Below are 14796 nucleotides of genomic sequence, written 5' to 3'. Positions count from 1 at the left end.
ACGATTCAGGACCCGGGAAGGCGGGCCGGAACCGTCAGATCAGCTGGTCTGGTTCAGCTTGCCGAGCAGTCGGGCGAGGTCGGCGAGGTCCTGCGTGCTCCAGCTGGCGAACTGGCCGTGGAGGTGCTTGCGGCGCTCGGCGCGCACCCGCTCCAGGCGCTCCTGCCCCAGGTCGGAGAGCTGGATGCGGCGGGCGCGGCCGTCGTCCGGGTCGGGGGCGCGCTCCAGCAGCTCCAGGTCGACGAGGGTGGCGATCTGCCGCGAGACCGTGGACTTGTCCAGGCCGGTGCGGCCGGCCAGGTCCATGCCGCGCAGCGGTCCTTCGTTGGCCACCATCAGCAACATCGTGTAGGAGGCCGGGTCCAGGTCCGGGTGCACCAGCGCGGCGACGTGCGTGGAGAGGTTCCGCGCGTTGCGGAACATCATCACCAGCTCGCGTTCGATCTCCTCGGCCGCTTCGCGGCGCGCGGGGTCCTCCGCGATCTCGTCGTCCTGCTCGCTCACGTCTCTCCCCGCACCTCGCGACCGTTTCGCCCCACTCTAGGGAGCACGACCGCAACGCAGAGCACCAGCCCGAGAACTCGTCAACCCAATTCCCAAACCGGAAGACGCCGCACCGATCACCAAGAACCGTCAGGCAAGCATCGGAGGTGCTTTCTCCTTGCCCCACCTGAGCAACCGGCACCGCCGCGGGTTCTCAGACGTCGTCTGGCGAGGGCAGCCGTAGCGCCGCGTATCCGTTCATACTCAAGTCTCGGATCCCGGAGCCAGACGGCGTCTGAGGTTCCGCCACCCGCACCGCTGAGCAGAACAACCACGGAGCCTCACGCAGAGACCTCGTGCCAAGGGCGGGGCATGCCTTTGGCGCTGAAGTAGTCGCCACCCTTGCGCTTGACGTCGTCGGTGCCCCAGGTGCGTTCCCGCAGGACGGGCATCATCCGGGGGATGTGCTTGCGGCAGTGGATGTAGGCCTCCTCGACCTGCACCACCACCCAGCGCTCGGGCGTGCGGCCGCGGTCGAACTCCGAGGGCAGCGCGGGGTAAATGCCGCGCAGGTCGGCGTCCTCGACGATGCGGGCCTTGCCGTTGACGTGCAGGCCGATCAGGTCGGTGACGAAGTCCACCAGCAGGATGCCGACGTGCGGGTTCTCGCTGATGTTGCCGAGGCTGGCCATCACTCCGTTGCCCCGGTACTCGGGGTAGCAGACGTGCTGGTCGTCGAGGACCTCGACGAAGCCGGGCGGGCCTGCCCGCAGGCTGGAGTCGCACTCGCCTCGGGCGTCGGAGGTCGCCACGAAGGCCAGCTCCATGCGCCCGATGAACTCCTTCATCTCGTCGTTGAGCCGGTCGAGCACCTGGTCGTCGTAGAAGCGGCGGGCCCGCTTCTCGGTGCCGTAGGCGCTCTGGAGCAGGTGCTCACCGGCCGATCCGGGCAGAGTCGGGGATTCCTGCCAGAACGGGTCGGTGAGCTGCGGCTCGGATAATCGGGCGGGGATCGGGACGGGGGGCGTTGTGCTGTCGGACAGCTCCAGGTCCAGCATGGCATCGGGAGCCACGCCGACCGGGTTGATGTGATCGGGGGTCACGGCGGACCACAGTGTCATGTAGCCCCGTCCGGTAACAGGTTCGCCACTAGCTTTCCCCCGACCGATTGATGGATTATCTACGTGAAGTAGTTACGAAGCACTCGAAAGTGCCATCAAGGCAGACGTACGTCCGATCAGGGGTTAGGGTCGCCCCTGATGTCGGGGGACGTTTGCAGGTAGCGGTTGCGCCCACCCCAGGTGCCTGCCGCCAACGTGGAGAAGACTGCGCCCGAAACGATGACGAACGCCGTACTGAGCCCCGGTCCGCCCCCGAACAACGAACCGTCCAACTCCGGTGTGAGCAAGATGGTTCGACTCATCCGCGAGAGCTACGCGGTGGTCGAACCGCATGCCGACGAGGTGGCCAAGTTCTTCTACGGCACCTTGTTCAGCATCGCGCCGCACACCCGCGAGCTGTTCGCCGCCAACATGGAGGTGCAGCGCAGCCGCCTGCTTCGGGCGCTCGTGCACGTCATCCAGATGGTCGACAAGCCCGACGAGCTGCTGCCGTTCCTGCAGCAGCTGGGTCGCGACCACCGCAAGTTCGGTGTCGTCACCCAGCACTACGAGGCGGTCGGCACCGCGCTGCTGGCGTCCATCAAGCGCTACGCCGGTGACTCCTGGACCGACCAGGTCGAACGCGCGTGGGCGGAGGCCTACACGGTCATGGCCTCGGCGATGACCGAAGCGGCCGCCGCCGACGACGGCCCCGCCTGGTACACCGGCCAGGTCCTGCACCACGAGCGGTTGAGCTGGGATCTCGCCGTGGTCCGCGTGCAGACCGATCACCCGGTGCCCTACCTGCCCGGCCAGTACGTCAGCGTCGAGGTCCCCCAGCGGCCCCGGATGTGGCGGTACCTGTCACCGGCGAACGCGCCCAGCGACGACGGCGTCATGGAGTTCCACGTCCGCTCCGTCGAGGGCGGTTGGGTCAGCCGTGCCGTGGTCGGCCACGCGCAGCCCGGTGACCAGTGGCGGATCGGCTCGCCGATGGGTCGGCTGACGGTCGACCGGGAGAACTCGCCGGACGTCCTGATGGTCGCCGGCGGCACCGGCGTCACGCCGCTGCGCGCGATCATCGACGACCTCGCCCAGTACGGCGAGAACCCGCGCGTGCAGCTCTTCTACGGCGGACGCACCCGCGACGACCTCTACGACCTGGAGAACCTCCGCCGCATCGCGATGCACAACCCGTGGCTGACGATCACGGCCGTGCTGGAGAACGACCCGAACGTCGACGGGGTCGAGCACGGCACGATCGCCGACGTCGTCTCCCGCTACGGCGCCTGGGAGGGCTGGGACGTGCTGGTCTCCGGCTCCCCGGCGATGATCCGAGCCACCGTCTCGAAGATGCTCGTAGCAGGCACCACCCTCGACAACATCCGCTACGACCCTTTTACGCTGGACTGAGTCGCTCGTCCTGATCAGCGGTGCGAACCGTCTTCGCCGCTCGCCTGACACGAAAAGGCACCTCCCACGACGGGGAGGTGCCTTTTCGTTGCCTTCACAAGCGGCGTAGCCGCTTTCTCCTTCACCGCCTGAGCAGCTCGCACCGCCGCGGGTTCTGAGGTGGTTCTCCTGTGAGGACGTGTCGACGTGGTGTATTGGCATACATGAGTCGGCGCGCCCGGAGCAGGAGGGCCACCTCAGGTTCCGCCACTGGCACCGCTGAGCAAAACGACCACAACACCGCCCTACCGCTTGCGGTTCGGCTTCCAGACGACCAGCGCGGTCTCCTGGCGCACGGGGACGAGGTCCCTGCGGTAGGAGGCGTGGATCTGGGCCGCCGCCGATTCCGCCGCCGCGTAGGCCGCGGCGACCTCCTCGGTGAGCTCGGTGACCTTGGCCTGCAGCGCGTCGACCTGGTTCTCCAGGTCGATGATGCGCTTGATCCCGGCGAGGTTGACGCCCTCCTCCTGGGAGAGCCGCTGGACCTCGCGCAGCAGCGCGATGTCGCGCAGCGAGTAGCGTCGGCCGCCTGCCGCGGTGCGTCCGGGCGAGACGAGTCCGAGCCGGTCGTAGCTGCGCAGCGTCTGCGCGTGCAGACCGGACAGCTGCGCCGCCACCGAGATCACGAACATCGGGGTGTCCTCGTTGGAACCGGGCGGGAACGCGAATCCCATCTCCGGTCCGATCCCACCGGGACCCGTCATGCGGCCGGCCATGCTTACCTCCCGAGCAACTCGTTCAGCTCGCTGCGCGGGTCGTGGTCGGCGGTGGCCTCGGCGTACTCGGCGAGCGCTTCGGCCGCCTTGCCGTCGAGCTTCGACGGCACCGCGACCTGCAGCGTCACCAGGAGGTCCCCGTTGCCACCGGCCTTCTTGCCCACGCCCTTGCCACGCACCCGGAAGGTCCGCCCGCTGCTGGTTCCGGCGGGAACCTTCAACGTGACCTTCCCGTCCAGGGTCGGCACCGCCAACGTAGTGCCCAGCGCGAGCTCCGGGAAGGTGACCGGGACCGAGATCGTCAGGTCGTCACCGGATCGTCCGAACACCTTGTTGCCGTTGACGTGCACCACGACGAACAGATCACCCGAAGTGGCGCCTTGACGCCCGGGCTCGCCCTGTCCCGCCAGCCGGATCCGCTGCCCATCGTCCACCCCTGGCGGGATGCGCACGGTCAGCGTCCGGGTGCGGGTGCTGATGCCCTCACCGGCGCAGTCCTCGCACGGGCTGTCGATGATCTGGCCGCGTCCCCGGCAGTCCGGGCACGGCTCGCTGAACGCGAACGCGCCCTGGTTGCGGGTGACCAGACCCGCTCCACCGCAGGTGGAGCAGCCGCGCGGCCGGGTTCCGGGCTTGGCGCCCGAGCCCCGGCAGGTCTGGCAGGTCGCCGGGCTCGACAGCCGCAGCGGCACCGTGGCACCGCGCACCGCCTCGTAGAAGTCGATGCGCACCTCGGTCTCGACGTCGGCTCCGCGCCGCGGCCTGCTGGCCGTGGTCGGGCCCGCGCCGCCACCGGGTCGCCGGTTGCCGAACAACCCGCCGAACAGGTCGCCCAGGCCACCGGCCCCCTGCTGACCGCCGAAGAGGTCACCGAGGTCGAAGCCTCCACCGGCACCGCCGGGACCGCCGAAGCCGCCCGGAGCACCGAAGCCGCCACCGGCGCCGCCGAGCCCGCCGGCTCCGAAGAGCCGCCGGGCCTCGTCGTACTGCTTGCGCTTGTCGGGGTCGGACAGCACCCCGTAGGCCTCCGAGACCGCCTTGAACTTGGACTCGGCCTGGGCGTTGCCGGGGTTGGCGTCGGGGTGGTTCTCCCGGGCCAGCTTCCGGTACGCCTTCTTGATGTCCTCGGACGAAGCATCGGAGGAGACGCCCAGCTCAGCGTAGAAATCCTTGTCGAGCCATTCCCTGGCACTCACCGGACGCTCCTCCTTCCGCTCATGGTCACTCTTGTTCGGTGGACTCGCCGGACTGGCCGGCACCGGCCTCGGACGCGGTTTCGCCGTCGGCCTCGTAGTCGGTCACCGCGACCATCGCCGGGCGCAGCACCCGCTCGCCGAACCGGTAGCCGCGGCGCATCACGGTGGTGACCGTGGGCCCGGAGACCTCCGACGAGGTGGTGTGCTGAACGGCCTCGTGCACCGACGGGTCGAACTCGTCGCCCTCGGCGCCGAACGCCTCCAGACCGGAGGAGTTCAGCGTGCCGATGAGCTTGTCGGCCACCGCCTTGAACGCGCCGTTGAGGTCGCCGTGCGCCTCGGCCCGCTCCAGGTCGTCGAGCACGGTCAGCAGGTCACCGGCCACCGACGCCTTCGCGGCGGCGATCACCGATTCGCGGTCTCGTTCCACCCGCTTGCGGTAGTTCGCGTACTCCGCGGTGACCCGCTTGAGGTCGGCGGTGAGCTCGTCGACCTGCTTCTGCAGGCCGGTGGACTCGCCACCCTGCTCGGGCGAGGCACCGTCGACGGGCTGTTCGGCCGACGCGTCGGCCTGACCGAACTCCTCGTCGAGGGTGCCGGACATGCTTTCGGCCACCTGAGCCTCGTCTCCGTTCGGAGCAGGGGTCCGGCGCTCGCCGGTCTCGGGGTCGATTCGACGCCGATCCCGGACGACCACCGGCTCCTGCTGCTCGCCTTCGTTGCGCGACATTTCGGGCCTGTCCGAAGTCACTTCTTCTTCTCGTCCTCGTCGTCGACGATCTCGGCGTCCACCACGTCGTCGTCCTTGGCGGAGGAGCTGGAGCCCGCACCGGCCTCACCAGCGGCGTCACCGGCACCCGCGTCGCCCGCGGCGGCGGCACCGGCGTCGGCGTAGAGGGCCTGGCCGAGAGCCTGCGACTCGGTGGCCAGCTTCTCCACGGCGCTGGAGATGGCGTCGACGTCCTCGCCCTTCAGGGCCTCGTTGACCTCGTCGATCGCGCCCTTGACCTTGGTCTTGGTCTCCTCGGGCAGCTTCTCGTCGTTCTCCTTGAGGACCTTCTCGGTCTGGTAGACCAGCGTCTCGGCCTGGTTGCGGGCCTCGGCCTCCTCGCGACGCTTCTTGTCCTCCTCGGCGTGGGCCTCGGCGTCGGAGACCATGCGCTCGATGTCGTCCTTCGGCAGCGCGGAGCCGCCGGTGATCGTCATCGACTGCTCCTTGCCGGTGCCGAGGTCCTTGGCGGAGACGTGCACGATGCCGTTGGCGTCGATGTCGAAGGTGACCTCGATCTGCGGGACCCCGCGCGGCGCCGGCGGCAGGCCGGTCAGCTCGAACATGCCGAGCTTCTTGTTGTGCGCGGCGATCTCGCGCTCGCCCTGGAAGACCTGGATCTGCACCGACGGCTGGTTGTCGTCAGCGGTCGTGAAGGTCTCGGAGCGCTTGGTCGGGATCGTGGTGTTGCGCTCGATCAGCTTGGTCATGATGCCGCCCTTGGTCTCGATGCCCAGGGACAGCGGGGTGACGTCGAGCAGCAGGACGTCCTTGACCTCACCGCGCAGCACACCGGCCTGCAGCGAGGCACCGACGGCGACGACCTCGTCCGGGTTGACGCCCTTGTTCGGCTCGCGACCGTCGGTCAGGTCCTTGACCAGGTCGGACACGGCCGGCATGCGGGTGGAACCACCGACGAGCACGACGTGGTCGATCTCGGAGAGCTTGATGCCCGCGTCGCGGATGACCGACTCGAACGGCTTGCGGCAGCGCTCGAGCAGGTCGGAGGTGATCCGCTGGAACTCGGCGCGGGACAGCGTCTCGTCCAGGAACAGCGGGTTCTTGTCACCGTCGACGGTGATGTAGGGCAGGTTGATGCCCGCGGTCGACGAGGAGGACAGCTCGATCTTGGCCTTCTCAGCGGCTTCCTTGATCCGCTGCATGGCCATGCGGTCCTTGGTCAGGTCGATGCCGTTGGACGACTTGAACTTCTCGACCAGCCAGTCGACGATCCGCTCGTCCCAGTCGTCACCACCGAGGTGGTTGTCACCGGAGGTGGCGCGGACCTCGACGACGCCCTCGCCGATCTCCAGCAGCGAGACGTCGAAGGTGCCGCCACCGAGGTCGAAGACCAGGATCGTCTGCTCGGCCTCGCCCTTGTCCAGGCCGTAGGCCAGGGCCGCGGCGGTCGGCTCGTTGACGATGCGCAGCACGTTGAGGCCGGCGATCTGACCGGCTTCCTTGGTGGCCTGGCGCTGGGCGTCCTCGAAGTAGGCGGGGACGGTGATGACCGCGTCGGTCACGTCCTCGCCCAGGTACGCCTCGGCGTCGCGCTTGAGCTTCATCAGGACTCGCGCGGAGATCTCCTGCGGCGTGTAGTCCTTCTCGTCGATGCCGACCTTCCAGTCGGTGCCCATGTGGCGCTTGACCGACCGGATGGTGCGGTCAACGTTGGTGACCGCCTGGTTCTTCGCAGGCTGACCGGTGAGGATCTCGCCGTTCTTCGCGAAGGCCACGATGGACGGCGTGGTCCGCGAGCCCTCGGAGTTGGCGATCACCGTCGGTTCACCGCCCTCCAGGACGGAAACGACGGAGTTGGTCGTCCCCAGGTCGATGCCGACCGCTCGCGCCATGGGTGGTTCCTCCAGTACTAGTCCAGTCCGCCCAAGGCCGTCCGACGGCTCTTGAGCCTTGCTCGCTCAAGTTTTACCCACTACCCATGCGCACCGTCAAACGGGTTGAGCAAGGGCCACTCAAGCTTTCTGCCAGTCCAACGCCTGACCAGCCAGATCAGTTCCCGCGCCCCTCACCGGGTGACCCACTCGACACGCCGGGACGTCACCCGCCCAGCCCAAGGCGACCCGAATACGGCGGTAATCAGGGACCCGATTACGGCGGTAATCCGTGAATCCGCGACCAGACCACGGCGGCACTCGGCGTCCGGGTTGCAGCGGTTCGGGAAATGACCGGACCACCGCGGCACTCGGTGCATGACCTGGCTACCACGGGACGTCGGTGACCCGGAATACCGCCGTAATCCGGGTTCGGGGACGGAATACCGCCGTATTCGGGAACCCGATTACCGGAGTAATCCGGCCACCACGTGCCCGGCCGCAGGGACCAGGTCACGTTGGGGTGGAGGTGCCCAGGCGCAGGTAGTCGTGGGGGTGCATGAGGAAGCGGAGGACCGGTTCGAGGTCGTCGACGGTGGGGGGTTCGTCGGCGATGAGGGCCTGGATGAGCAGGCCGTCCATGCCCGCGATGAAGGCGCTGATCACCGGGTCGTCAGCGCCTTCGCCGTTGTTGATGTTGCCCCGGATGAGATCGATCCAGCGGCGCGCGGCCGGGCGCAGGGCGGGTCGGCGGGCGGCGAGGAGGTAGAGCTCGTACTCGCCGATGGTGCGCTCGCGCTGCTCGATGATCATGCGGACGAGCAGTTCGGCGATGGCGCGCGGCCACTGGGTGTTGTCGGTGACCTGCTCGCGGACGGTGGTGATCTGCTCGACGAGGCCTTCGCACCCGTCGAGCAGGCTGGCGACCAGCAGGTCGTCGATGCCGTTGAAGTAGTACGCGATCGACGCCGGCGGGACGCCCGCTTCGCGCGCGACGTTGCGGTGGCTGACGGCGCCGACGCCTTCGCGGGCCACGACCCGAAGCGCCGCGTCGACGATCGCGCGGCGGCGACGTTCTCCCTTGAGCCGCCGCCCGTCGGTCACCTCTGTCAATGCGCGCCTCCCAGTTCCAGTGCCACCACCCCGCCGATGATGAGCGCGATGCCCGCGACCTGCACAGCCGTGATCGACTCACCGAGGAACACCGCTCCGATGACGGCGACCAGCGCGACGCCGGCCCCTGCCCAGATCGCGTAGACGACGCCGACGGGCAGCCCGAGCTTGAGCACCGCGCTCATGGCGGTGAACGCGATCGCATATCCAATCACGACCGCGACCGACGGGACGGGCTTGCTGAAGCCCTCCGACAGCTTCAGCGACACCGTGCCCACCACTTCGCTGCAGATCGCCACCACGAGCAGCAGATACGCCACGAGACCTCCTCGAATCAACATGGGCGATCGCCCAACTTTTAGGACGTGCGCGTCCCCGGGTGGCGGGAACGAACGGGATCAGTCGCGCTCGCCGAGGCCCCAGATGGTCATGGACACGGCGATCGCCGCCCGGATGACGATCGGGATGGCGGATCCACCATGCCCCTACCCCCAGGTGCGGATCGATCGATGACGACGTTCACTCGATCAATTACGTGGCGAAAATCGCACAAGCGCTCATCAGTTTGCCTTGATCGGCACCGCCGCGGCGGTGAAACCGCGGCACGTGCCCACACCTGCCCCGGGCGTTCAACAGCGACAACTCCAGAAACACCCGGCACCCCGGACGACCGCGATCTGGTCGTCACCGCACCGAAAATAGCAGAAAACTGGACGAACGCCCAAGTAGTTTTTCGACCTGGGGTCTCGCAGAATCACCGTCTGTTCCCGAATTCACGCCCCGGCCCCCGTGGTTACCAGCGGGTAACAGGGCGTACGCTCCCCAAACGGACAACCCCCGAAACAGGAGGCCGCGAGCATGGGTGCTGTACAGATCACGCTTGGCGCGATCTCGGTCGCGCTCGGCGTCGTCGCGTGGAGCATGTTCGCCATGACCATCGCCCGATTCGTGCGGATCATCCGCCTCGGGCAACCCGACGGCACCCGGAACGGTCCGGCTCTGGCGCGTCTGGCCACACTGGTCAAGGAGTTCGCCGCGCACACCCGGATGAACAAGTTCCGCCACGTCGGCGTGTGGCACTGGCTGGTCATGTGGGGCTTCCTGCTCGGCTCCCTTGCCCTGTTCGAGGCCTACGGCGAGGTCTTCGTCCCCACGTGGGGCTGGCCGATCCTCGATCACCTGGCGATCTACCACCTGCTGATGGAGATCCTGGGCGTCGGCACGGTCGTCGGCATCCTCGTGCTGATGGCGATCCGCCAGGCCAACCACCCGCGCAAGGCCGGACGCGTCTCCCGCTTCCAGGGCTCCAACTTCGCCTGGGCCTACTTCATCGAGGCCGTGGTGCTGATCGAGGGCATCGGCATCCTCGGTGTCCGCGCCGCGAAGGCCGCCCTGGGCGTGCACGAGATGCCGCTGTGGGCCGAGTTCGTCTCCGGCCCGGTCGGCATGCTGCTGCCCGCCAGCGAGAACCTGGTCTCGGTGTTCGCCTTCATCAAGCTGATGAGCGCCACCGTCTGGCTGATCGTCGTCGCCCGCACCATGACCATGGGTGTGGCCTGGCACCGGTTCAGCGCGTTCTTCAACATCTACTTCAAGCGCGAGGACGACGGTGACGTCGCCCTGGGCGCGGTCAAGCCGATGATGTCGGGCGGCAAGCCGCTGGACTTCGAGGAGGCCGACCCCGACACCGACGTCTTCGGCGCCGGCAAGGTCGAGGACTTCTCCTGGAAGGGCTGGCTGGACTTCACGACCTGCACCGAGTGCGGTCGTTGCCAGTCGCAGTGCCCCGCCTGGAACACCGGCAAGCCGCTGTCGCCGAAGCTGATGATCACCCAGCTGCGCGACCACGCCTACGCCAAGGCCCCGTACCTGCTCGCCGGTGGCAGCAAGGACATGGCCGGCGACGAGGTCGGCATCACCGGTGACGGCGCCGAGGAGAAGCTGGGCAAGATCAACGCCCTGGCGCTGGCCGAGGCCGAGCGCCCGCTGGTCGGCGGCCCGGAGGAGATGGGCGTCATCGACCCCGAGGTCCTGTGGGCCTGCACCTCCTGCGGTGCCTGCGTCGAGCAGTGCCCGGTGGACATCGAGCACGTCGACCACATCGTCGACATGCGCCGCTACCAGGTCATGATCGAGTCGAACTTCCCGACCGAGCTGGGCGGGATGTTCAAGAACCTGGAGAACAAGGGCAACCCGTGGGGCCAGAACGCCAAGGACCGCCTCGCGTGGACCGAGGACCTGGACTTCGAGGTGCCGGTCTTCGACGGTGAGCTCGCCGCCGACGACGAGTACCTGTTCTGGGTCGGCTGCGCCGGTGCCTTCGAGGACCGCGCGAAGAAGACCACCCAGGCCGTCGCCGAGCTGCTGCACATGGCCGGCGTGAAGTACAAGGTGCTGGGCCCGGAGGAGACCTGCACCGGTGACCCGGCCCGCCGCGCGGGCAACGAGTTCATCTTCCAGATGATGGCCCAGCAGAACGTCGAGGTCCTCAACGGAGTCTTCGAGGGCCGCGAGCCGGGCAAGCGCAAGATCGTCGCGACCTGCGCGCACTGCTTCAACAGCCTCGCCAACGAGTACTCCGAGCTCGGCGGCGACTACGAGGTCGTGCACCACACCCAGCTGCTCAACAAGCTGGTCCGCGAGAAGCGCCTGACCCCGGTCGCCCCGGTCGCCGAGGACGTGACCTACCACGACCCCTGCTACCTGGGACGGCACAACAAGGTCTACACGCCGCCGCGCGACCTGGTCGGCGCCGCGGGTGCGACCTTCCGCGAGATGCCGCGCCACGCGGACCGCTCCATGTGCTGCGGCGCCGGCGGTGCCCGCATGTGGATGGAGGAGCGCACCGGCAAGCGGATCAACCAGGAGCGCGTCGACGAGGCCCTGGGCACCGCCCCCTCGAAGATCGCCACCGGTTGCCCGTTCTGCAAGGTGATGCTCTCCGACGGCCTGACCGCTCGGAAGAGCGAGAAGGTCGCCAACGAGTCCGTCGAGGTCGTCGACGTCGCCCAGCTGCTGCTCAACGCGGTCAAGCGCGGCGACGACAAGAAGGACGGCGCAGCCGAGGCGGAACCCGCCAGCAGCTGACGCTTCTGAGCTGAGAAGGGGGCCTCCCGCGAGGGTGGCGCCCGTCTTGAAATCAGCGGTCGGCGAGGGACGTCAAGAACTGCCGCCAAGACTCTGTTGGGAAGGCCAGGGCCGGACCGGCGGGGTCCTTGGAATCCCTCACCGCCACGGCGTCGCTGACGAACGCGACTTCAACGCAATTCCCATCGCCGCCACCGCCGCTACGGCTGCTCTTGCGCCACTGGGCATCCGATAGATCCATGGTTCCGCGCCTTCGCTCGGGTTAGCAGTCGGACACTAACCGACTGATGAGCGCGGCCGATTCCTCACCGTTCAAGGCACTGGCGCGCATCCGCTCGAAAGTCGACGCCGCCATCGCGACCGCCTCCGGCTTGTCGATGTGCAGCGAGCCGACCGCGTGCTCCACGAACAGGACGTCGTCCTCCTCGACATCCGCGTAGCTGAGCAGCGTGAACGAGCCCTCCAGGCCGCGGTGAGCGCCTGCCGCAACGGGCATGATCTGCACTGTCACGGTCGGAATGTCCATGAGTTCCAGCAACGCCGCGAGCTGCTTCCGGATCACCGCCGGTCCACCCACCGGACGCAGCAGCACCGACTCATCGATCACCGCCGAGAAGCACAGCGGCTCATCCGCATCGTGCAGCCGATGCCGCCGCCGCATCCGCGCTGCCACCGCCTTGTCGATCTCCTTCTCCGCCAGCACGCTCACTCCATCGAACACTCCGCGCGCGTAGTCCTCGGTCTGGAGCAATCCCGGCAGGAAGGCGGACTGCCAATCGCGAACCGAAACAGCCTCTTCTTCCAAGTCGAAATAACCGCGACTAGTAATGCCGTACGCGTGCCACCACGGCTTCGCCTTCGCCGACCTGGCCAGATCAACGAGCTCCGGGTCGTAGGCGTCGTAGAGGTCCATCATCGAGCGCACCTCGTGGACGGAGGTGGCGACCTCGCCGGTCTCCTTGCGGCTGAGGGCACTTGTCGACATGTCCAGCGAAGCGGCGGCCTGCTCCTGGGTGAGCCCGGCGTCCTCCCGCAACCGCCGTATCCGCCGCGCGAGCCGACGACGCCGGAACGTGGGGCTGCTGCGCACGAATTCCATGATCCCAGCGGGAGCCCAGGACCGGGATTCCCGATTGCGGTGATCCCAACGGGGGAATCCCGTGCGGACCATCAACGCGATGACACCGACGATCTTCGGCCTCGCCGAGAAGAACACCGACGGAACACCCGACCCGGACAAGGTCCAGATCTGGGGCATGGAGCTGGAGACCAGAGCGGTCCTGTTCTGGCTCGAACGCGGCAGGAGCCAGTTCGCGGTCTTCGACACCGCCGAGAACGCCAACGCCCGCTTCGGCGACCTCTTCAACCTCACCCTCTACCGCCCCTGACCATCCCCCCCCCCCCCCCCCCCGAGCCCGAACTTCGGCGGTCGAATTTCGCGCGAAATTCGAATCCCACCTCGTCGCCGCAGCTCATGAGGCCGGTCCTGGCCCCGAAAAGCAGTCGAGGGCGTCGCCCGGGTGGGGACGCCCTCGACTGCGGCTGCGGGGGAGCCGGGTCAGCTGCCCATCTCCTCCAGGGAGCGGCCGTTGGTCTCCTTCAGGTACTTGACCACGAAGACCACCGACAGCGCCGCGAAGGCCGCGTAGATGAAGTACGTGACCGGCAGGTTCCAGTCCCGCATGCTCGGGAAGCTCACCGTCACCAGCCAGTTCGCCACCCAGTTGGTCGCCGTGCCGACGGCCAGCGCGGCGGCGCGGATGCGCGCCGGGAACATCTCGCCCAGCAGCACCCACATCACCACGCCCCAGGAGGCGGCGAAGAACAGCACGAACGCGCTCGCCGAGATCAGCGCGACGACACCCCACTGCGCGGGCAGCATGGCGTCCTCTCCGACGACCCGCGCGAAGCTGAACGCCCAGCCGGTCACGGCCAGCGAGACCGTCATGCCGACCGAACCGATCACCAGCAGCGGCTTGCGGCCGATCTTGTCGACCAGCGCGATGGCCACGAGGGTGCCGATGATGTTCACGATCGAGGTGAACAGGCTCAGCAGCAGCGAGCTCTCCTCGTTGATGCCGACCGAGTGCCACAGCGACGACGAGTAGTAGAAGATCACGTTGATGCCGACGAACTGCTGCAACGCGGCGATCGCCATGCCGACCCACACGATCGGCAGCACGCCGAACTTGCCTCGCAGGTCGCTCAGCTTCGGCTTGCGCTCGCCGCCCAGGGCACCCTGGATCTCGGCGATCTTGGCGTCGGCGTCACCCGCCTCGATCTTGTTCAGCACCTCGCGCGCCCGGTCGAGCTTGCCGGCGGCGACCAGGTAACGCGGCGACTCCGGGATCGCGGAGGCCACCACGAGGTAGACCACGGCCGGGATCGCGGCCACGCCGAGCATCCACTGCCAAGCCTGGATCGGCCCCAGCATCCCGGACGCGCTGCCGCCCGCGAACGCCGCCAGGGCGTAGTTGACCAGCTGGGACAGGGCGATGCCGAGCACGATCGCCAACTGCTGCAACGAGGCGAGCCGGCCTCGGTACTCGGCGGGCGCGACCTCGGCGATGTAGGCCGGGGCGATCACCGAGGCGATGCCGATGGCGACGCCACCGACCACGCGCCAGATCGCCAGGTCCCAGATCGCGAAGGGAACGGCCGAGCCGATGGCGCTGATGATGAACAGCACCGCGGCCAGCTGCATGACGCGGATCCGGCCGATCCGGTCGGCCAGGCCACCGGCGATACCGGCACCGACGGCCGAGCCCAGCAGCGCCGACGACACGGTCAGGCCGGTCAGGGCCGAGCCGACGCCGAAGTGCTCCTGGATCGCGTCGACACCGCCGTTGATCACCGAGGTGTCGTAGCCGAACAAGAAGCCGCCGAGAGCCGCAGCCCCGGCGATCATCACCACGTGCCCGAGCTTGGCGGTTCCGCCCGAGGCACGCGACTGCAATGCGGACATCGATTCTCCCGCTTGCCCACACGCCGATCCGCCCCGTTGCGGGATCGTTCCAGAGCGCCGGGCGGAGGGATCCTAAGTTCTGA

The 14796-nt window shown here is 68.1% G+C and carries 14 protein-coding genes; 3 read left to right on the top strand and 11 right to left on the bottom strand.

The features are described from left to right. Window positions 1–39 precede the first annotated feature (39 nt). Both KBO27_RS01195 and KBO27_RS01190 read right to left on the bottom strand, forming a co-directional pair. Complete coding sequence (locus KBO27_RS01195; RefSeq protein WP_307870184.1) at window positions 40–504, bottom strand: MarR family winged helix-turn-helix transcriptional regulator; 465 nt, start codon at window positions 502–504, stop codon at window positions 40–42. A gap of 320 nt (window positions 505–824) precedes the next feature. Continuing rightward, complete coding sequence (locus KBO27_RS01190) at window positions 825–1586, bottom strand: pyridoxamine 5'-phosphate oxidase family protein (RefSeq protein WP_372448807.1); 762 nt, start codon at window positions 1584–1586, stop codon at window positions 825–827. 306 nt (window positions 1587–1892) lie between these two features. Here KBO27_RS01190 and KBO27_RS01185 point away from each other — a divergent pair, with 306 nt between their 5' ends. Beyond that, on the top strand, window positions 1893–2996 hold the full coding sequence (locus KBO27_RS01185; RefSeq protein WP_210968601.1) for an FAD-binding oxidoreductase: 1104 nt from the start codon (window positions 1893–1895) through the stop codon (window positions 2994–2996). 284 nt (window positions 2997–3280) lie between these two features. On the opposite strand, the gene KBO27_RS01180 is transcribed toward KBO27_RS01185, so the two are convergent. The 6 genes from KBO27_RS01180 to KBO27_RS01155 all read right to left on the bottom strand — a co-directional run bounded on the left by KBO27_RS01180 (window position 3281) and on the right by KBO27_RS01155 (window position 8981). Then, on the bottom strand, window positions 3281–3709 hold the full coding sequence (locus KBO27_RS01180; RefSeq protein WP_165944488.1) for a heat shock protein transcriptional repressor HspR: 429 nt from the start codon (window positions 3707–3709) through the stop codon (window positions 3281–3283). Window positions 3710–3753: 44 nt separating this feature from the next. After that, complete coding sequence (gene dnaJ / locus KBO27_RS01175; protein WP_210968147.1) at window positions 3754–4947, bottom strand: molecular chaperone DnaJ; 1194 nt, start codon at window positions 4945–4947, stop codon at window positions 3754–3756. Window positions 4948–4972: 25 nt separating this feature from the next. Then, window positions 4973–5677 carry a nucleotide exchange factor GrpE gene (gene grpE, locus KBO27_RS01170; protein WP_210968146.1) on the bottom strand — a complete coding sequence of 235 codons (705 nt, stop codon included), beginning with the start codon at window positions 5675–5677 and terminating at the stop codon, window positions 4973–4975. Window positions 5678–5694: 17 nt separating this feature from the next. Further along, window positions 5695–7569 carry a molecular chaperone DnaK gene (gene dnaK, locus KBO27_RS01165; protein ID WP_132671998.1) on the bottom strand — a complete coding sequence of 625 codons (1875 nt, stop codon included), beginning with the start codon at window positions 7567–7569 and terminating at the stop codon, window positions 5695–5697. Between the two features lie 492 nt (window positions 7570–8061). Continuing rightward, window positions 8062–8652: a TetR/AcrR family transcriptional regulator gene (locus KBO27_RS01160; RefSeq protein ID WP_307870226.1), complete on the bottom strand. Its 591-nt coding sequence runs from the start codon at window positions 8650–8652 to the stop codon at window positions 8062–8064. A 5-nt stretch (window positions 8653–8657) separates the two neighbouring features. After that, the gene (locus KBO27_RS01155) at window positions 8658–8981 is read right to left on the bottom strand and encodes a DMT family transporter (RefSeq protein WP_132686867.1); all 324 of its coding nucleotides are present in this window, start codon (window positions 8979–8981) and stop codon (window positions 8658–8660) included. A 538-nt stretch (window positions 8982–9519) separates the two neighbouring features. Between KBO27_RS01155 and KBO27_RS01150 the strand changes: the two genes are divergently transcribed. Beyond that, window positions 9520–11748: a (Fe-S)-binding protein gene (locus KBO27_RS01150; protein ID WP_210968144.1), complete on the top strand. Its 2229-nt coding sequence runs from the start codon at window positions 9520–9522 to the stop codon at window positions 11746–11748. A 52-nt stretch (window positions 11749–11800) separates the two neighbouring features. On the opposite strand, the gene KBO27_RS01145 is transcribed toward KBO27_RS01150, so the two are convergent. Continuing rightward, window positions 11801–11989 carry a DUF397 domain-containing protein gene (locus tag KBO27_RS01145; protein WP_210968143.1) on the bottom strand — a complete coding sequence of 63 codons (189 nt, stop codon included), beginning with the start codon at window positions 11987–11989 and terminating at the stop codon, window positions 11801–11803. A gap of 21 nt (window positions 11990–12010) precedes the next feature. Further along, window positions 12011–12847, bottom strand: a complete 837-nt coding sequence (locus KBO27_RS01140; protein WP_210968142.1) for a helix-turn-helix domain-containing protein — start codon at window positions 12845–12847, stop codon at window positions 12011–12013. Between the two features lie 79 nt (window positions 12848–12926). Here KBO27_RS01140 and KBO27_RS01135 point away from each other — a divergent pair, with 79 nt between their 5' ends. Then, the gene (locus tag KBO27_RS01135) at window positions 12927–13136 is read left to right on the top strand and encodes a hypothetical protein (RefSeq protein ID WP_210968141.1); all 210 of its coding nucleotides are present in this window, start codon (window positions 12927–12929) and stop codon (window positions 13134–13136) included. 170 nt (window positions 13137–13306) lie between these two features. Here KBO27_RS01135 and KBO27_RS01130 read toward each other — a convergent pair whose 3' ends face one another. Then, window positions 13307–14713 carry a sugar porter family MFS transporter gene (locus KBO27_RS01130; protein WP_210968140.1) on the bottom strand — a complete coding sequence of 469 codons (1407 nt, stop codon included), beginning with the start codon at window positions 14711–14713 and terminating at the stop codon, window positions 13307–13309. Between the last annotated feature and the right edge of the window lie 83 nt (window positions 14714–14796).

Source organism: Saccharopolyspora endophytica, assembly GCF_018070075.1.
Classification (GTDB): Bacteria; Actinomycetota; Actinomycetes; order Mycobacteriales; family Pseudonocardiaceae; genus Saccharopolyspora; species Saccharopolyspora endophytica.
Note: the sequence above shows the minus strand (reverse complement) of the source record. Positions and strands in the feature narration are given on the sequence as shown.